The organism is Microbacterium sp. HD4P20 (assembly GCF_019449275.2).
Lineage (GTDB): Bacteria > Actinomycetota > Actinomycetes > Actinomycetales > Microbacteriaceae > Microbacterium.
This window is the reverse complement of sequence record NZ_JAHZQZ020000012.1, coordinates 571,858-588,353: the sequence shown is the minus strand read 5'-3', so window position 1 is coordinate 588,353 and position 16,496 is coordinate 571,858. Positions and strand designations below refer to the sequence as shown.

General features: G+C 70.1%; 18 protein-coding genes and 1 pseudogene. 5 read left to right on the top strand and 14 right to left on the bottom strand.

Annotated elements, in window-relative coordinates; translation table 11 throughout:
- Positions 1 to 63 precede the first annotated feature (63 nt).
- Entirely contained in the window at positions 64 to 1,260 is a 1,197-nt protein-coding gene (locus K0817_RS07810; protein ID WP_219980795.1) for a trans-acting enoyl reductase family protein, read from the top strand.
- 43 nt (positions 1,261 to 1,303) lie between these two features.
- On the opposite strand, the gene K0817_RS07805 is transcribed toward K0817_RS07810, so the two are convergent.
- The 7 genes from K0817_RS07805 to speB all read right to left on the bottom strand — a co-directional run bounded on the left by K0817_RS07805 (position 1,304) and on the right by speB (position 7,695).
- Positions 1,304 to 2,332 (bottom strand): NADPH:quinone reductase, encoded by a 1,029-nt coding sequence (locus K0817_RS07805; RefSeq protein WP_219980794.1) that lies wholly within the window; start codon positions 2,330 to 2,332, stop codon positions 1,304 to 1,306.
- A gap of 141 nt (positions 2,333 to 2,473) precedes the next feature.
- Positions 2,474 to 3,313 (bottom strand): ADP/ATP-dependent (S)-NAD(P)H-hydrate dehydratase, encoded by an 840-nt coding sequence (locus K0817_RS07800; protein ID WP_219980793.1) that lies wholly within the window; start codon positions 3,311 to 3,313, stop codon positions 2,474 to 2,476.
- Entirely contained in the window at positions 3,297 to 4,022 is a 726-nt protein-coding gene (locus K0817_RS07795) for a histidine phosphatase family protein (RefSeq protein ID WP_219980792.1), read from the bottom strand. The genes K0817_RS07800 and K0817_RS07795 overlap by 17 nt, the downstream gene beginning before the upstream one ends.
- Before the next feature lie 109 nt (positions 4,023 to 4,131).
- Complete coding sequence (locus tag K0817_RS07790; protein ID WP_219980791.1) at positions 4,132 to 4,785, bottom strand: cyclase family protein; 654 nt, start codon at positions 4,783 to 4,785, stop codon at positions 4,132 to 4,134.
- Between the two features lie 7 nt (positions 4,786 to 4,792).
- Positions 4,793 to 6,184: a cytosine permease gene (locus K0817_RS07785; protein WP_219980790.1), complete on the bottom strand. Its 1,392-nt coding sequence runs from the start codon at positions 6,182 to 6,184 to the stop codon at positions 4,793 to 4,795.
- Between the two features lie 87 nt (positions 6,185 to 6,271).
- Positions 6,272 to 6,664, bottom strand: coding sequence for a nuclear transport factor 2 family protein (locus K0817_RS07780; RefSeq protein ID WP_219980789.1), 393 nt, complete (start codon positions 6,662 to 6,664; stop codon positions 6,272 to 6,274).
- Entirely contained in the window at positions 6,661 to 7,695 is a 1,035-nt protein-coding gene (gene speB / locus K0817_RS07775) for an agmatinase (protein WP_253735241.1), read from the bottom strand. The genes K0817_RS07780 and speB overlap by 4 nt, the downstream gene beginning before the upstream one ends.
- Before the next feature lie 94 nt (positions 7,696 to 7,789).
- Here speB and K0817_RS07770 point away from each other — a divergent pair, with 94 nt between their 5' ends.
- Together K0817_RS07770 and K0817_RS07765 are read left to right on the top strand one after the other, a co-directional pair.
- Positions 7,790 to 8,374, top strand: coding sequence for a helix-turn-helix domain-containing protein (locus K0817_RS07770; RefSeq protein WP_219980788.1), 585 nt, complete (start codon positions 7,790 to 7,792; stop codon positions 8,372 to 8,374).
- 101 nt (positions 8,375 to 8,475) lie between these two features.
- Entirely contained in the window at positions 8,476 to 9,234 is a 759-nt protein-coding gene (locus K0817_RS07765) for a glycosyltransferase family 2 protein (RefSeq protein WP_219980787.1), read from the top strand.
- 25 nt (positions 9,235 to 9,259) lie between these two features.
- Here the strand turns inward: K0817_RS07765 and K0817_RS07760 are convergent, their stop codons facing one another.
- The 3 genes from K0817_RS07760 to K0817_RS07750 all read right to left on the bottom strand — a co-directional run bounded on the left by K0817_RS07760 (position 9,260) and on the right by K0817_RS07750 (position 12,377).
- Positions 9,260 to 9,619 carry a nuclear transport factor 2 family protein gene (locus K0817_RS07760; protein ID WP_219980786.1) on the bottom strand — a complete coding sequence of 120 codons (360 nt, stop codon included), beginning with the start codon at positions 9,617 to 9,619 and terminating at the stop codon, positions 9,260 to 9,262.
- 31 nt (positions 9,620 to 9,650) lie between these two features.
- Positions 9,651 to 11,684, bottom strand: coding sequence for an acyltransferase family protein (locus K0817_RS18695; RefSeq protein WP_219980785.1), 2,034 nt, complete (start codon positions 11,682 to 11,684; stop codon positions 9,651 to 9,653).
- Between the two features lie 75 nt (positions 11,685 to 11,759).
- The gene (locus K0817_RS07750) at positions 11,760 to 12,377 is read right to left on the bottom strand and encodes a M15 family metallopeptidase (protein ID WP_219980784.1); all 618 of its coding nucleotides are present in this window, start codon (positions 12,375 to 12,377) and stop codon (positions 11,760 to 11,762) included.
- 87 nt (positions 12,378 to 12,464) lie between these two features.
- Between K0817_RS07750 and K0817_RS07745 the strand changes: the two genes are divergently transcribed.
- Positions 12,465 to 13,124: a response regulator transcription factor gene (locus K0817_RS07745; RefSeq protein ID WP_219980783.1), complete on the top strand. Its 660-nt coding sequence runs from the start codon at positions 12,465 to 12,467 to the stop codon at positions 13,122 to 13,124.
- Complete coding sequence (locus K0817_RS07740) at positions 13,121 to 14,245, top strand: HAMP domain-containing sensor histidine kinase (protein WP_219980782.1); 1,125 nt, start codon at positions 13,121 to 13,123, stop codon at positions 14,243 to 14,245. Before K0817_RS07745 ends, K0817_RS07740 begins: the two co-directional genes overlap by 4 nt.
- On the opposite strand, the gene K0817_RS07735 is transcribed toward K0817_RS07740, so the two are convergent.
- The 4 genes and pseudogenes from K0817_RS07735 to K0817_RS07725 form a co-directional block, all read right to left on the bottom strand.
- A complete protein-coding gene (locus K0817_RS07735) occupies positions 14,229 to 14,720 on the bottom strand; it encodes a VanZ family protein (protein ID WP_219980781.1) in 492 nt (163 codons plus the stop codon). The genes K0817_RS07740 and K0817_RS07735 overlap by 17 nt on opposite strands.
- 118 nt (positions 14,721 to 14,838) lie before the next feature.
- Positions 14,839 to 14,985 (bottom strand): annotated as a pseudogene (locus tag K0817_RS18785) (hypothetical protein); the annotation flags it as partial.
- Between the two features lie 122 nt (positions 14,986 to 15,107).
- Positions 15,108 to 15,929 carry an SDR family NAD(P)-dependent oxidoreductase gene (locus tag K0817_RS07730; protein ID WP_219980779.1) on the bottom strand — a complete coding sequence of 274 codons (822 nt, stop codon included), beginning with the start codon at positions 15,927 to 15,929 and terminating at the stop codon, positions 15,108 to 15,110.
- Between the two features lie 63 nt (positions 15,930 to 15,992).
- Positions 15,993 to 16,487 carry a metallophosphoesterase gene (locus tag K0817_RS07725; RefSeq protein ID WP_219980778.1) on the bottom strand — a complete coding sequence of 165 codons (495 nt, stop codon included), beginning with the start codon at positions 16,485 to 16,487 and terminating at the stop codon, positions 15,993 to 15,995.
- Positions 16,488 to 16,496 lie beyond the last annotated feature (9 nt).

Sequence of the window (16,496 nt, the reverse complement as noted above, 5' to 3'; positions counted from 1 at the left end):
CGATCCGGACCTCGCGCGCAACCGGGTGCCACTGATCTGGCGCCGCACGTACGCTTTCGCGACATGAGCACCAACCGCGACTACGACATCGTCCTGCTGGGTGCATCCGGGTTCGTCGGCGGGTTCACGGCTCGGCACCTGGCGCAGTCCGCACCCGAGGGCGCGCGGATCGCGATCGCCGGTCGCTCCCCGGTACGCCTTCAGGACGTGAAGCGCGACCTCGGCGTCGATTGGCCGATCATCCACATCGACACCGCCGACGACGCGGCGGTCGCCCGCCTCGCGGCGTCGACCTCGGTCGTCGCGACGACGGTCGGCCCGTATCTGCGCTACGGCATGGGCGTCGCCTCCGCGTGCGCTCGCGCGGGCACGTCGTACGCCGACCTCTCAGGCGAGAGCATCTTCGTCGCGCGCAGCATCGAGCGCAATCACGACGACGCCGAGAAGAGCGGCGCCAGGATCGTCCATTCATGCGGCTTCGACTCGATTCCCTCCGACCTCGGCCTGGGTCTGGCTCACCAAGCTGCGGGCGGCGTGCCGATCGTCGCCGCGACACTGCGGGTGCGGTCGCTGCGCGGCGGCGTCAGCGGTGGGACCATCGACTCCCTGCGCCAGCAGATGAAAGAGGCGAAGACGGATGCCTCGGCCCGCCGTGTCATCCGAAACCCCTACGCCCTCACGCCGGGACCGTCGGTGCGCCTTCCGGGCCACGGCGGCAGCGGCTGGGGCAAGGAGCGGGGTGCGTGGCAGGCGCCGTTCGTCATGGGCGCGTACAACCAGCAGATCGTGCAGCGCAGCAACTACCTGACCGGCTGGCGCTACGGCGAGCTGATGCGGTACCGCGAGGTCGTGACGACCGGCAGCGGGTTCGCCGGGTTCGCACGGGCGGGAGCGCTCAACGCTGGGACCGCCGCCCTGGTCGCCGGGTTCGCCTTCCCGCCGACTCGGGCGCTCCTCGACCTCGTTCTGCCGGCCCCGGGCACCGGGCCGAGCGACAAGGCGATCGAACACGGCCGCTTCGTGCTCGACGTCGACGTCTACCCCGTGGAGGGTCAGCCGGTGCGCACGCGGATCGCGGCTCCGTTCGACCCGGGTTACGGCGGGACCGGCGTCATGCTCGCCGAGTCGGCACTGAGTCTCGCGTTCGACGAGCTCCCCGACCGCGCCGGCGTGCTGACCCCGATGGTCGCGATGGGTCCATCGCTGGCGGAGCGCCTGCGTGCGCACCGGTTCACGCTGGACGTCAGCGCCCTGAGCTGATCAGCGCAGCGAGCCGGCGCTCGCAGCGCGAGCGACACCCTTCTCAGCGGTTGTCGCCCGAGACATCGATGAGCACCTTGCCGACGGCCCCGTTCTGGACTGCGTCGTGGGCCGCCCCCGTCTGCTCCAGCGGGAACCACGACAGCGGGAGCCCGGCCTGCTCGCCGACCGGAAGCGCACCGTCGCGCAGAGCAGCGGTGATGTCCTCGGCGGCGGCTGACAAGGCCGCGTCTCCGACCGTGTAGAGCAGCAGGCCCTGGATCCGCACGTTCTTCGCGAACGTGGGCAACACCGGAATGGCGGCCACCTCGCCACCCTCGGTTGCGTAGTAGGCGATCGAGCCGTGATTGGCGACGACCTGCCCGTCGAGTGCGGCGTTCTTCGCGATCGACACCTCGACGATGTGGTCCACGCCGCCGGGCGCGAGCGCGGCGATCTGGTCTGCGGCATCGGCATCGCGGTAGTTCACGATGTGGTGCGCGCCCGCGGCTCGTGCGAGCGCTGCCTTCTCGTCGCTCGAGATCGTCGCGACGACGGTCGCGCCGGCCCAGACCGCGAGCTGGATCGCGGCGTGCCCCACGGCGCCCGCTCCCCCTGCGACCAGCACGACGCGTCCGTCCAGCGACCCGCGTGACAGCCGCCCGGGCCCGAACTCGTGCACCGTGAGCGCCCGGTGAGCCGTCATCGCCGGCACGCCCAGACTCGCGGCGACGTCGAAGGGGATCCCCTCGGGCAGCTTCACGGCTCGCTCGGCAGGAACCACCGTGTACTCCTGCGCGGTTCCCGTCGGCCTCTGATGCTGGGCGAGGTACAGCCATACGCGGTCGCCGACCGCGAGGTCGCTGACGCCCTCGCCGACGGCATCCACGACGCCTGCGCCGTCCTGGTTCGGCACGATCTCATCGAACGCCAGGGCGGTGCCGCTTCCTGCACGTGCCTTCCAGTCCGTCGGGTTGACGCCGGAGACGGCGACCCTCACGCGCACCTCCCCCGGACCGGGATGCGCGGGCTCACGCTCCGCGAGGGAGAGAACGGAAGAGCTGCCGGCGCGTGAGTAGACGATCGATCGCATACGAGTGACCAACGCGTCCGCCCCTGCCGGCATTTCCGATCGAAGACGAGCACGTCGCACCGGTGCGCTACCGCCATCGCACCCAGCGGCGAGCAAGCCTGAGCCGACCGACACCGGCACCGGCCCCGGCATCCGTCGTCGTCAGACCCCGACGTCGCGCACGGCGAGTGGCAGCTCCCGCGCCAACTCTCGCGCAAGGAATCCCAGGCCGAGGCGCGCGCCCAGCAGCCGTCCCGCGCGCCCGTGCGCCCACGCACCCCATACCGCCGCCTGAGCCGGCTCGACTCCGCGAGCGGCGAACCCGGCGATCGCGCCGGCGAGCACATCTCCGCTTCCGGACGTCGCCAGGCCGGCGTCGCCCTCGTCGACGCGCCATGTGTGCTCGCCCGGACCGGCGACCATCCCGTAGCAGTTCACCACCGCATCGAAACGGCGCGCGATCTCGCGCACGTCGCTCTCATCGTCGTCGAGGTCGCGCCCCAGCAGGATGCCGGCCTCCTCCTTGTTCGGATTCAGCACGAGCGACCCCGGAAGAGCGCTGCGATCGACGTCGCCGAGGATTCCGAGGGCGAACGCATCGAGGACGAGGAGCTGGGGACCCACCGCGGCCACGGCGAGCAGCGTGGCGCGAGTCTCGGCGGCATCGGAGAATCCAGGGCCCAGGAGCACGGCATCCGCCGATGCGATCCGCTCGGCCAGCTCGCCCTCGAGCGGGTCGTCGGCGTCATCGGGGAGGGCGACGATCCCTGCCTCGGGCAACGCGATACCGACGTGGGCATCGATCGACTGCGGCACGGCGAGCGCCACTCGTCCGGCGCCGACGCGGAGCGCGGCTTCGCCGGCCAGCAGAACTGCGCCGGGCGACGCGCGCGAGCCGCCGACCACGACGAGATCTCCGCGCGACTTCTTGGAGTCGCCGGGATCGGGCAGACCCCAGCCGCGCAGCAGCGACTCGGTGACGCGCTCAGGCCGGCTCGACATCGGGACTCCCCGGGTGAGCGGTGACGTCGGCGCCTTCGCGCTGGAGGTGTGCCACGCCGGAGAACTCGACGAGCTCCCAGCCGGCGTCCCCTCGCACGAGGTGAGTGACCGATGCGTTGAGCACGGTGTGGTCCCCAGCGAACGCCAGCAGCTCCTCTTCGCGAAGCGGCAGGAGCACGTACAGCAGCAGCATCACCACCGCGTCGTGGGCGACCATCATCACGCTCTCGCCCGGGCCGCCGAGCGCGTCACGCAGGAAGGACCGCAGCCGCAGTGCCACATCGGCCCACGATTCTCCGCCGGGCGGCCGGTGATAGAACTTGCCGAGGTGCTTGCGTCGCGCCATCTCGTCGGGATGACGGCGTGCGACACCCGCCCGTGTGAGCAGATCCAGGATGCCGAGCTCGCGGTCGCGCAGACGCTCGTCCACGAGCACCGTCGTCTCGCCGCCGGAAGCATCGAGGGCGAGCGTCAACGTCTCGCGCGCACGCAGATACGGTGACGCCCAGTACGCGTCGATCGTCGCCCGCCGGTCTGACAGCCACTCGCCGAGCGCCGCCGACTGCTCGCGGCCGGTGTCGGAGAGCGGAACGTCGGCATCGCGCGCGTCGAGAGGAATGACCTCGAGTCCTTCGATCTCGGCTCTCGTCGCGGCGACGTTGCCGACGCTCTCTCCGTGCCGCACCAACCACAGTTCCTTGACCGCCATCCCCTCAGGGTATGGAGATCAGACGCCGCGGTCACCCGGTTGACACCGGCGTCAGTCGTGTCTGTCTGCTCCCCGCTCGGCGTCGCGGTCCGCGACGCCGTCGGTGCTGTCAGGCTGAGGCGTGGGCGTCGAGGAACGCCACTCCTCGCACCGGCGCCCCATCCCCGTCGAGCCGCAGCGGGAAGAACCCCACCCGCACGCGCGACGGCAGGTCCTCCAATCCGCGCACGTTCTCGACGATCAGGCCATCGCCGCCCAGCACCACCTCGTGCACGGGGAACGCTCCGTCCGAGGCACCCGTCGGGTCAGGGCTCAGCGTATCCACGCCGAGCACCCGCATCCCTCGCCGCATCAGCTCTCGCGCCGCCGCCGCATCCAGCGAAGGGTGCCGCAGGGCACGCCCGTCGCCGAACCACTGGGCCCAGCGAGTGTCGATGATCACGATCGGCGGCAGCGACGCCGGTATTCCACCCTCGACCACGAGGTCGTCCCACCCGTATGGCTGACCCTCGGCCGCGCCCGGCACGCGCAGCACGATCGCGTCGCCCACCAGTTCGTCCAGTGACACGTCGGCCAATGTGCGACCGCCCGGCACGGTGTGCGCCGGCGCGTCGACGTGGGTGCCGGTGTGCGAGCCCATGTCGAGCCGCGCCACCGCGACCCCGTCGGACGCCAGCGTGAGCGCCGGGCCGATGGACACCCCGGGGTCGCCCGGGTAGACCATCATGCCGTCGCGGACGGGGTGGCTCAGATCGCGCAGCATCCTCTGATCATGCCTTCGCGGTGGCCGAGGCATCAGTCTCGTCTGACAAGTTGCCTACACGGGTGATCCGGCCCTTCGAACGCGAAGGCCACGACACCAGCAGGTACACCACGAATGTCACGATGAACGCGGGCGCGGTCGACCCGAACGGCAGCGGCCACACGTACGCCCACACGTACGCGAGTACCGCGCCGATCACCCACGCACCGATCGCGAGCCAGTTGATGCCGCCGGTGTACCAGTAGCGGCCACCGGTCGGCCGCAGGATGTCACGGTCGTACGTGCTGCGCTTGATCACGTAGTAGTCGACGATCATGATCGCGAAGATCGGGGCGAACAGCGCGCCGATCGTCACCAGGAACGTCGTGAACTGCGCAAGCAGACCGAAGAACGTCGACCCGATGATCGAGATGACGCCCAGCACGAGCGCCGTCGGGAGGAACTTCAGGCGCGCCCCGGGCACGGCGTTGACCACGGTCGTGACCATGCCGTAGACCACCATCGTGTTGGTCGCCATCACCGACAGGAAGATCGCGACGCCGAACACCCAGCCGAACGGCGCGATGATGGTCACCGGGTCGAACGGAATGGCCTCGCCGCCGCTCAGGATCACGTACGCCATCGCGGTCGCACCGAGCGACATCGACGTCACTGTCGACAGCGTGTAACCGACGCCCGAGCCGACGATGCTCGCCCGCGTGCTGCCCGCGAAGCGATTGAAGTCGGCGGCGAGCACCGTCCACGAGATGGCGGTCGCGAGGACCACATCGAACACCAGCCCCGGCGAATAGAACGGCTCGGTCGGCGCTTCGATCGCTCCGAACTCGGCGGGGCCGAACGACATGAACGCCATGACGAAGATGTACGCGGCGATCGCGAGAATCACCACGGCGAACCAAGGCTCGACCCGTGCGACGCCGGCGTGACCGAAGATCGCGAGGATCACCACGATCGTCTGGCACAGCACCGCGAAGATCACCGGGCTAGAGAACCCCGTGAAGGTCATCACGATGTAGTCCAGCGCGATGCCGGCGAGCATCGCCTGCACCCAACTCCACCCCATGAGGATGATCACGTTCGCCGCGACGGGCAGCAGGCTCCCGCGCGTGCCGAACGGTCCTCGCGTCAGCGCCATCGTCGGCAGACCCGTGCGCCGTCCGATCGTGCCGACGGCGACGAGCACGGCAGCACCGGCGACGGTGCCCCCCACGATCAACAGCAGCACCAGACCGTACGGCACGTCGGGAATGAACAGCGTTCCGGTCAGAAGCGTGGTGACGACCAGGTTGGCTGCGAGCCAGATCATGAAGAGGCGGCCGGTCGAGTACGTGCCGCGGACGGGGCCGGCGTCATCGGATTGGGCCTCGAGCCGGTGTTCGAGGCGAGTGTAGAGCGACATCTTCGGGCTCCTTCGAGGTTCGGGGATTCGGTTGTTCGGGTAGCCGAACGGCCACCGGATGGGACATTCGACGAGCGACTGAGTTGGTCAGCCGGCGAAGGGTGAGAGGTGCTCGTGGATGGCGACCAGGCGGTCCCGGTCTGTCGCGAACACGATGGTTTCGCGCTCGCGGTACGACTCGGCGCCGTCCGCGGTCTCGACGGACGTGTCGACGGTGTGCGTGAAGACCGCGCCGCCGTCGAACACCTGCACGCGCGCATCGCTCGACCGGCACGACGTCACCCGCCAGCCGCTCGCGACCCACTCCGCCCACACGCGCTCGTATTCGGCGCGATCCTCGAGGCGACGCGGTTCGGGGTGAAACACGAACGTCGCGTCGGGCGCGAACGCCGCGAAGTAGCGCTCGGCGTCGGTAGCGGCGAACGCGTCGACGATCGCGGATGCCGCAGCCTCGACGGCGGCCGGCTCTGGTGTTGTCATGGTTTCTCCTTCGACGTCGGAACGGATGCCTCCGACCGCGGCGCCATCGCGCTCAGCAGCTCGTACACGACATGGCTGGCCGCCACCGCGGTGAGCTGGGCGTGGTCGTACGCGGGCGACACCTCGACCACGTCGGCTCCGACGATGCGCAGATCCACCAGGGACCGCAGCATCCGGAGCAGTTCACGACTCGTGAGACCGCCGGCCTCGGGGGTTCCGGTGCCTGGGGCATGCGCGGGATCGAGCACGTCGATGTCGATCGAGACGTACAGCGGCCTGTCGCCGACGCGGGCGCGGATGCGCGCGATCGCCGCAGGTATCCCGTGCTCTTCGATGAACTCGCTCGTGACGATCGCGAAGCCCAGCCGCGCGTCGTCTTCGAGGTCGCTCTTGGCGTAGAGCGGGCCGCGGATGCCGACGTGCATGCTCGCTGTGAGGTCGATGAGTCCCTCCTCCGACGCGCGGCGGAAAGGCGTGCCGTGAGTGGTCGGCGCGCCGAAGTAGGTGTCCCACGTGTCGAGGTGGGCGTCGAAGTGCAGCACCGCGACAGGTCCGTGCTCCGCGTGTACCGCGCGAAGCAGCGGCAGCGCGATGGTGTGGTCACCACCGATCACGACGAGCCGGTCGGCTCGGTCGCGGAGTTGCCGTGCGCCCGCTTCGATTTCGGAGACCGCCGTGGCGATGTCGAACGGATTGGCCACGATATCCCCGGCGTCTGCGACCTGTTGGGTGCCGAAGGGGAAGACGTCCTGCGCGGGGTTGTAGGGCCGCAGCAAACGGGACGCCTCGCGCACGTGCGCCGGGCCGAAGCGTGCTCCGGGCCTGTAACTGACGCCGCTGTCGAACGGCACCCCGGCGATCGCGACATCCGCCCGCTCAACCTCGTCGAGTCTCGGGAGACGGGCGAAGGTCGCGATGCCCGCGAACCGCGGGACGACGCTCGCATCGACAGGTCCGACCGGACCGTGGAGCTCCGCGGCTTCGGGCGGAACCGGGTTCTCGGCCGCGGCACGATCTTCGGGGTGTTGCATATTTGACAACCTTTGATACTCTGGAAGCAACCTTGTCGAGAAGCTACGCTCCGAAGCACCACCGCGTCAAGTAGGTCCGAGTCGAGAGGTCGCGATGCGCGCCATCCATCCCGAAGCAGACGCGAACGCGACACCGATCGGCGCGAAGCTACGGGCCGCGCGCACCAGCCAAGGGCTTTCGCTCGGCCAGCTCGCCGAGACCACCGGGCTGTCGAAGGGGTTCCTCAGCCGTGTCGAGCGTGATGAGACCTCGCCCAGCGTCGCGACGCTCGTGCAACTGTGCCAAGTGCTCTCGCTGCCGGTCGGAGCGCTGTTCGCAGAGCCGGACATTCAACGCGTGTCGTATGCTCAGGCGCCCCGTATCAACCTCGGCGGCGTGCACGCGGATGAGCGGCTGATGTCGCCCCGAAGCGAAGATCGCGTACAGCTTCTGCGATCCGAGCTCGAGCCCGATGCCCACGGCGGCTCGGATCTGTACACGATCAACTGCGACCTCGAGGTGTTGCACGTCCTCGCCGGCGTGGTGACGGTGAGGTTCACCGACCGCTCACTCACGCTCAGTGCCGGTGACGCGCTGACATTTCCCGGGCGAGAACCGCACACGTGGCATGTCGAGGGCGGGAATGCTGCGACCGTCGTCTGGGTCATCGTTCCAGCCCCGTGGAGCGGATCGGCCTGATCACCGTCGCCGCGTCCCCGCCAGTCGGCATCCACCTTCGTGAAGCAGGCACCGCAGTCAAGGGTCTGGGCGCGGTCGATCGCTTGCGATGAACTGATCGCGTGCCGGACCTCCTCGACGTGTCGGTCGTCATCCCCGTGAAAGACGACGACCGCGAGCTCGCCCGCTGCCTGCGAGCACTCGCCAGGCAGTCACGGCCAGCCGACGAGGTCATCGTGGTCGACAACGGATCGACAGATGCCTCGGCCGCCGTGGCGAGGGGGTTCGGCGCGCGTGTGGTCCGATGCGAGATCCCGGGCATCCCCGCCGCGAGCGCAGCAGGGTATGACGCCGCCACGGGAGAGATCATCCTGCGCCTCGACGCGGACTGCGTGCCGGACGAGGGATGGGTCGAGGCGATGACCGACGGATTCCGAGCGCGACCCGACGTGGTGGCCTTCACCGGACGCGCGCGGTTCATCGACGGACCCCGCCCGCTGCGCGGTCCGCTGGCCACCTTCTACCTCGGCGCCTACGCCGCCGTCATGGCGCCGACGCTCGGCCACCTGCCCTTGTTCGGCTCCAACATGGGGCTGCGCCGGGATGTGTGGCGGCGCATCAGTCGGTCCGTGCACAGACGAGACGCGAGTCTGCACGACGACATGGATCTGTCGTTCCACCTCGGCGAGCGCGGACGGATCGCGTACCTCCGCGGAACGGCCATGGGGATGTCGATGCGTCCCTTCGGCAGCGGACGCGCGTTCGCGCGTCGCACGGCGCGGGGGCTGCGAACGGTGCTGGTGCACTTCCCGCGGGACTTTCCGCCGGTGCGGTGGACACGACTCGCGCTACGCAGAACGGTCCTGCGTCACCTTCCGTGACTTCGGTGGGGCCGCTGTCTCCGTGTCAGGAACCGGCGCGAGCGGCGGTGATGTGCGTGTGCACGCACACCCACCGCGCGTCGCGAAGCGCAAAGACGTCGGTCGTCCACTCGTCCGCTTCGAAGGTGCGCCCGCCGAAGTGGGCGGTGTTCACCACGCGCGCGAGAACGACAGCGGTCCGGCCGTACACGCGGACCTCGATGTCGGCGGACGGTCGCATCATCGAGTGCGTGAGCTCACCGCTTCGCACGACCTCGAGGAAGCGGGCGCGAGTGGTCGGGCCGTCAGCGTCGATCAAGCGCCATTCCTCGCCGAGCAGCGCTCCGATGCGATCCGCGTCGTTCGACACGATCGCTTCGGCGAGCGCAGCGGATGCCTCGGCCACCGCCTCACTCTGGGACCGCCCGCCAGGGGTCTCAGCGGTATCCACCGTCACTCCGCACCCGCACGGGGAGCAAGGGCGCAACGGCCTCCCCCAGCACGTCCGCCAGCTCGGCGCTCATCTCGGCAGTCATATGGTGCGAGTCGCGGTACACCAGCGTGCTGCCGATGATCGGCGGGCACCAGTCGTCGTCACACAGGTACTCGTTCAAGTCGATGAGCGGGATGCCACGGCTCGCCGTCGCCGAGATCTGAGCCTCGCGCGCGGGCCCGTCCAACGCCCGGTCTCGTGGCTGGCCGCACGCTTCGGCTGACGAGAGGTTCGCCGACAGGCACGGCGCCGGGTCCTCGAGCATGTCCGGCGTGTCGGCGAGCACGACCGCCGGCGACTCGAGCGCATCGAGCGTGCGCCCCCACGCGGCATCCCACATGGCCGGCTCGTCCTTCACGTCTGGGGCCAGCTCCGCGTCCGAGAAGGTCGCGAGCAGCACCAGCACCGGCTGTGACTCGTTGATGCGATCGATCACCGCGTCGCGCCACTGCGGACACTGCGGGTACGGACTGCCCTGGCGCAGCGTCTCGATGTCGGCAGCCGGGCACGAGCTCTTGGTGTGCACCTCGACCGCATACCCGGCGTCTGCCGCGAAGCCCTCGACGGCGGGGAACCAGTGTGCCGCGTGCGAGTCGCCGAAGAGCACGATGCGCGGCGCCTCCGGGTCGCCGTAGACGCAGCCCTCGGCGTTGGTCACCCCCGTCCCCCGGTTGCAGCCGTCGTCATAGATCTCGGGAAGGCTTTCGCGCGCTTCGCGCAGTTCGGGCGCGAGGTTCTCGGGCACATAGGCGGTGCCGCGCGGCGAATCGACGATGACCGTCTCGGATACCGCCCGTTCGACGTTGAGCGGGCGCGCGTCCGCGAGGGCGTACGCACCGGTCGCGATCCCCAGGCAGGCCACCGACCCCGCCGCTGCGCCGACGAGCGTCAGCCGAGCGCGAGCCCGAGTGAGCACGGGGGCCTTGCGCACCGGGTCCTCTACGTACCGATACAGCAGCCACGCCGCAGGCACGCACGCCGCCGCGATCAGGAGCGTTGCCCACAGGGGCAGACGCCCCGCCATCGATGCCTCGGGCAGCACGAGGGCCGGCCAGTGCACGAGGTACAGCGAGTACGAGATCGCCCCCACGAACACCATCGCGCGCGTCGACAGCATGCGCGTGGGCCCGCCGGCCGTCTCGCCGGCGACGATGACGGCGGCCGTGCCCAGCACCGGAAGTGTCGCGGCGGCACCGGGAAAGAGCGTCTCACCCGAGAAGAAGACAACGGATGCCGCAACCGCAGCGATCCCCGCCCACCCGAGCGCCGGCGCGAAGCGCGCGGGCACGGCGCGTGCCCGATGCTGCAGGAGCACCGCCACGATGCCGCCGACGCCGAGTTCCCACGCGCGGGTCGGCAGTGAGAAGAATGCCCATGGCTGCGACTGGACCGTCAGCCACACGCACAGTGCGAACGAGGTCACGACGACGACGACCAGGACGCCGGTGAGGGCGCGCCGGGTGCGGACCAGCGCCCAGGTCAGGGCGAGCAGCGCCGGCCACAGCAGGTAGAACTGCTCCTCGATGCCCAACGACCAGTAGTGCTGGAACAGCGAAGGCGTCGACACCTCGGCGAGGTAGTCGGCGTCCGCCGCTGCGAAGAAGTAGTTCGGCACGTACAGCGCGGTGGCCACTGCCCCGGCCCACACGTCGCGCATCAGCAGCGGCGGGTACCAGATGAGCGCCGCGACCACCGACAGGATCAGCACCACGAACGACGCGGGAAGGATGCGACGGGCCCGGCGCGCATAGAACTCGCCGAACCGCAGCTTGCCGTGCCGCTGCAGCTGGTCGAGCAGGTGCGACGTGATCAGGAAGCCCGAGATGACGAAGAACACGTCGACCCCGACGTAGCCGCCCGGCACGAACGGCACACCGGCGTGGTACAGCAGCACCGCCCCGACCGCGACCGCGCGCAAGCCCTGGATGTCGGCCCGGAAGCCCGGGCGGACGGGCTGCGCTTGTCTTCGCTCCGTCACGCCAGCGACACTAGAGCCCCGAGGTGAATTCCGGGTACCCCTTGACGAGCGCCGGCCAGACCACCACGGCGGCGGTCAGCTCGTGGCATCCGGCTTCATGGCGGGGCACACCCCGCCCGGCTGCGTGGCGAGCGCGAAATGCCAGCGCTCGTTCGCGTAGGTCTGGCAGATGCCGTAGCGGGCGCCGTGCTCCATCAGCCACAACTGGGCGTCGAGAGGGACGATGTCGACCGCCTCGCCGGTGACGTGCTGGGACTTGTCGGGTGTGGCGACGAACTGGCCGGCGATCGCTTCGTCGCCATAGCGCTCGACGGCATCCTCGAGCAGCCACCGCTGGTATGCCTCGCTGCGCCAGCCGCTCGTCACCTGGAACGACGGGACGCCCTCGGCCGTGGCATCCGCCTGCGCCTGTCGCATCGCGGCGAGAAGCGCCGGGTCCAGTCGCGCGATCGCCGCGACGTGGTCGTCGGCCAGCGTGACGACCGTTCCCTCCGGGATGTGACCCGCTTCCGCGCTGAGCGCCGACGCGGTAGCCGCCGAAGCGGCATTGACCTGCGCGAGCACGGTGGCCAGGGCTGCGAGAAGCGTGACGACGCACACGCCGAGTGCGGCGAGGGTGAGGCGGCGCGCCCCGGACGGCTTCGGCCGGGTCGGCAGGACGGGGGCGGGCGAGTCGAGGACGGGATGCGGCATGCTTCTCATCCCACGCGTGCGCGCGTTGCCGCACCGTACGCGAAAACACATACCTCCGCGATATGCCCCGCCGCCTAGGCTGGGCGCATGCGCGTGCTGATCGTCGAGGACGAGCTGTACCTCGCCGAAGCGATCCGCGACGGATTGCGACTCGAGGCGATCGCGGCCGATATCGCAGGCGACGGCGACATGGCGCTCGAGCAGCTGTCGATCAACAGCTACGACGTCGTCGTGCTCGATCGCGACATTCCCGGGCCGAACGGCGATGCGATCGCCCGCCACCTCGCTGGGGAAGCGGAGAGCCCGCGGGTGCTGATGCTGACCGCCGCCGACCGCCTCGACGACAAGGCGAGCGGATTCGAGAGCGGCGCCGACGACTACCTGACCAAGCCGTTCGCGCTGCGCGAGCTCGTGCTGCGCCTGCGCGCCCTGGGCAGGCGCCCCGCGGCTGGGACGCCTCCGGTGGTCGAGTTCGCGGGCGTACAGCTGGACCGGTTCCGCCGCGAGGTGTTCCGCGACGGCCGGTACGTCGCCCTGACCCGCAAGCAGTTCGCGGTGCTCGATGTGCTCATGACCGCCGGCGGCGGGGTCGTGAGCGCCGAGGACCTGCTGGAGCGCGCGTGGGACGAGAACGCCGACCCGTTCACCAACGCCGTGCGCATCACGATCTCGACGCTGCGCAAGCGCCTCGGCGAACCGTGGGTGATCGAGACGGTCCCGGGCGTCGGGTATCGGATGAGCACGTGACCGGCGAAGGGTCCGGGCGGCCGCCGGGCCTCTCGGTGCGGATCAAGCTGGCACTGAGCTACGCGGCCTTCCTCGTCGCCGCCGGCATCGTGCTCTTCGCCGTCAGCTTCCTGCTGCTGACCCGGTTCGTCCCCGAGGGCGCGGTGTACGTCGTGGGCGGCGGGTGGGCTCCCAACCGCACCAATCTGCTCGAGGTGTTCGTGCGCTACACGTGGTGGGCGGTCGGCGGGCTCGTGGTCTTCGGCCTCGTTGGCGGGTGGCTGCTCGCCGGTGTGATGCTGCGACCCCTGGACCGCATCACCGATGTCGCCCGCCGCGCTCGCGACGGCCAGCTGGCGCAGCGGGTCGACCTCCCCGGGCCTCGCAACGAGCTCACCGAGCTCGCCGACACGTTCGACGCGATGCTCGACCGAGTGCAGCACACCATCGACGAAGAACGGCGTTTCGCCGCCAATGCCTCGCACGAACTGCGAACCCCTCACTCGATCATCCGGACCTTGGTGGAGGTCGCCCAGGCCGACCCCGAGGGCCGCGACGTCGATGTCGTGCTGCAGCGCATCGGCACGACCAACGACCGCGCGATCGCGATGACCGAGGCCCTGCTCCTGCTCGCCCGGGCCGGCAGGGGCTCGGCGCTGGAGACCGACTCGGTGGATCTCGCCGACGTCGTGGGCGGGTGTGTCGACGACGAGCGAGCGGATGCCGAGGCCCGCGGCATCCGTATCGACACGGCGCTGGCACCCACTGTCGTGACCGGCAACCGCGCGCTACTCAGACAATTGACCGCGAACCTCGTGCACAACGCGGTCGTGCACAACAGTGTTAGTCAGAACAGCGCCGGCCAGAACAGCGACGGCGGGTGGGTGCGCGTCTCGGTCTCGGCCTCGCCCGCCGCGCTCGTGGTCGCGAACAGCGGGGCGGTGCTCGACCGGAGCGTGCTGGCGACACTGACCGAGCCTTTCGTCCGCGCCGCCGGGCGCACCCGCAGCGGCGACGGCCGCGAAGGTGCGGGCTTGGGCCTTGCCATCGTCGCTTCCATCACGCGGGCCCATGGCGGATCGCTCGACCTCACGGCTCTTCCCGAGGGAGGGCTTCAGGCGCGCGTCACACTCCCGCGCTGACCCGCGTCTCGGCTCGTGTGCCCGTGCGGCGGTGGCGCGTGCGCGCCACGGCCGCGGCGATCAGCCGCGGGCCGGTGACCAGGAGCACCCCGATCCCCCCGCCGACGGTGTTCCACAGCACGTCGGCGCCGTCCGGCACGCGGCCGGGAATCGAGGCTTGCGCGTACTCGACCGTCGCAGAGAGCGCGAAACCGGCGAGGATCGCGATCGGCCACACGCGGCGGCTCAGCAGCAGGGCGATGGTGGCGCCGAGCGGCACGAACAGGATCATGTTGAGTACCCGGTCGGGGTTGCCCCACGAGATCCCCTGGACGACGGGTTCGGCGAACTCCGCGACGAGCCGCATGAAGGCCCCGCGAGCGGGAGCTGCGATCGACGGTGGTGCGAGCGTGAGGATCGTGATGACGCCGGCCACCAGCGCGGCGGCGAGGAGGCGGATGCCGCGGCGGCGGCTTGTCGTGATGTTGTCGGTCATGGCGGGCCCTTCTGGCCGGCGTCGGGTGCAGCCGGCCTGGGTTCAGTCCACGCGGTGCGATGTTGCGTCAGCGTATGCGCACCGCACGTGCGACCCTCGCGACGCGGCGCAGCCGGGATCACTCCGGGCGTACTGCGACGACGACCTTGCCCAGCGCCCTGCCCCCACCGTGCCAGGACAACGCGGCCGGCACGTCGTCCAGACCGAAGACCCGGTCGATTCGCACCCTGATCTCACGGCCCACACACTTCTGCGCGACCGAGGCGAGTGGGCGGGACCCTGGGGCACCATGAGCACTCCGCGGTGCGCGCCCGTCATCGCGCCCAGCAGCGGACCGTTCACCCTACGAATGCGCCCGACCGGGCGTCAGCCCGCCCGGGTGTCGTCTCATCCGCCGACCATCTCGGCGCTGCGGTCCCACAGCATCTTCGCCAGCGCGGGGTCGTCGGCGAGGCGATTCGTTCGTGCCACTCGATTGTTCGCGTAGAAGACTCCCGGCTGCCAGTCCACGCCCGGCTTGCCGAGGGCGAGCCACGTCAGCCGCGACCCGCCGACCTCGTTCGAGGCGAGGAACGGTTTGGTGAGCCTGCTGGTGTAGAACCAGCGCATCGCGCCGTGGGTTGCCCCGGCGAAGCCGCTCGCGATCACGCCCGGGTGAAACGCCACGGCATGGAGTCCGCCGTCCACGTATCGCCGATGCAGCTCTTTCGTGAACAGCACGTTGGCGAGCTTGCCGTTGCCGTACGCCGCGCCGGCGGAGTAGCGCCGCTCGCCCTGCAGATCGTCGATGTCGAAGCGCGCGAACCTGCGAGCCGCCTCACTCGATGTCTGGATCACCGACGCGCCGCTCGCGAGCAGGCGCTCAAGCAGCAGAGTGGTCAGCAGGAACGGGGCGAGATGGTTCACCTGGAACGTCGTCTCGAAGCCGTCGACGGTCATCTGGCGATCGGCGAAGATCCCGCCGGCGTTGTTCGCCAGCACGTCGATCCGCTCGTACCGGTCGAGCAAGGCTGCGGCGAGGGCCCGAACCTGGGCGAGGTCGCTGAAGTCGGCGGTGAACGAATCCGCGCCCAGGGCACGGGCCACAGCATCCGTCTTCGCCGGACTCCGCCCCACGACCACCACGCGCTCCCCCGCTTCGTGCAGCTGGCGCGCGGACGCCGCACCGATGCCGTCGCTCGCTCCGGTGATCACGATGGTGCGGGGCATCGGGCTCCTCGGGTCGTCGAGCTCCGGGCTATGGGTGCGTGGGGGGCACCGAGCAAGCCCGCCTCAGAGCGCGATCAGGCGTACGTTCTGGATCCTATTGTCGGCGACCTCAGCGGTCATCATCGTGTGCACGGGCTGCCTGCGGCGGTCGGTGGGCGAGCCCGGGTTGAGCAGGCGCATGCCCTGGGGCGTCGTCGTGTCCCACGGGATGTGGCTGTGGCCGAACACGAGCACGTCGATGCCGGGGAACGCGGCATCCATCCTCATCTCCCGACGGTCGGAAGGGCCCGTCTCGTGGACCACCGCGAACGGCACGCCATCGATCGTGCGCCGAGCGATCTCGGGCAGCCGCGCGCGAAGGTCTGCGCCGTCGTTGTTGCCGTAGACACCCAGCACCGGCGCGTGCTGTTCGAGCTCGTCGAGGACGGATGCTGAGACCCAGTCGCCGGCGTGGATGACGAGGTCCGCGGCATCCGCCTGGTGCAGAACCGCGTCGGGGAGGCACCTCGCGCGCCCGGGGATGTGCGTGTCGGAGATCAGCAGGAGCCGCGTCGTCATGCCCCGATT

Bases quoted from the DNA above. Each gene is read 5' to 3' on its own strand.
- K0817_RS07810 (WP_219980795.1), top strand. From the start codon at position 64: ATGAGCACCAACCGCGACTACGACATCGTCCTGCTGGGTGCATCCGGG.
- K0817_RS07805 (WP_219980794.1), bottom strand. From the start codon at position 2,332: ATGCGATCGATCGTCTACTCACGCGCCGGCAGCTCTTCCGTTCTCTCC.
- K0817_RS07800 (WP_219980793.1), bottom strand. From the start codon at position 3,313: ATGTCGAGCCGGCCTGAGCGCGTCACCGAGTCGCTGCTGCGCGGCTGG.
- K0817_RS07795 (WP_219980792.1), bottom strand. From the start codon at position 4,022: ATGGCGGTCAAGGAACTGTGGTTGGTGCGGCACGGAGAGAGCGTCGGC.
- K0817_RS07790 (WP_219980791.1), bottom strand. From the start codon at position 4,785: ATGCTGCGCGATCTGAGCCACCCCGTCCGCGACGGCATGATGGTCTAC.
- K0817_RS07785 (WP_219980790.1), bottom strand. From the start codon at position 6,184: ATGTCGCTCTACACTCGCCTCGAACACCGGCTCGAGGCCCAATCCGAT.
- K0817_RS07780 (WP_219980789.1), bottom strand. From the start codon at position 6,664: ATGACAACACCAGAGCCGGCCGCCGTCGAGGCTGCGGCATCCGCGATC.
- speB (WP_253735241.1), bottom strand. From the start codon at position 7,695: ATGCAACACCCCGAAGATCGTGCCGCGGCCGAGAACCCGGTTCCGCCC.
- K0817_RS07770 (WP_219980788.1), top strand. From the start codon at position 7,790: ATGCGCGCCATCCATCCCGAAGCAGACGCGAACGCGACACCGATCGGC.
- K0817_RS07750 (WP_219980784.1), bottom strand. From the start codon at position 12,377: ATGCCGCATCCCGTCCTCGACTCGCCCGCCCCCGTCCTGCCGACCCGG.
- K0817_RS07745 (WP_219980783.1), top strand. From the start codon at position 12,465: ATGCGCGTGCTGATCGTCGAGGACGAGCTGTACCTCGCCGAAGCGATC.
- K0817_RS07735 (WP_219980781.1), bottom strand. From the start codon at position 14,720: ATGACCGACAACATCACGACAAGCCGCCGCCGCGGCATCCGCCTCCTC.
- K0817_RS07730 (WP_219980779.1), bottom strand. From the start codon at position 15,929: ATGCCCCGCACCATCGTGATCACCGGAGCGAGCGACGGCATCGGTGCG.
- K0817_RS07725 (WP_219980778.1), bottom strand. From the start codon at position 16,487: ATGACGACGCGGCTCCTGCTGATCTCCGACACGCACATCCCCGGGCGC.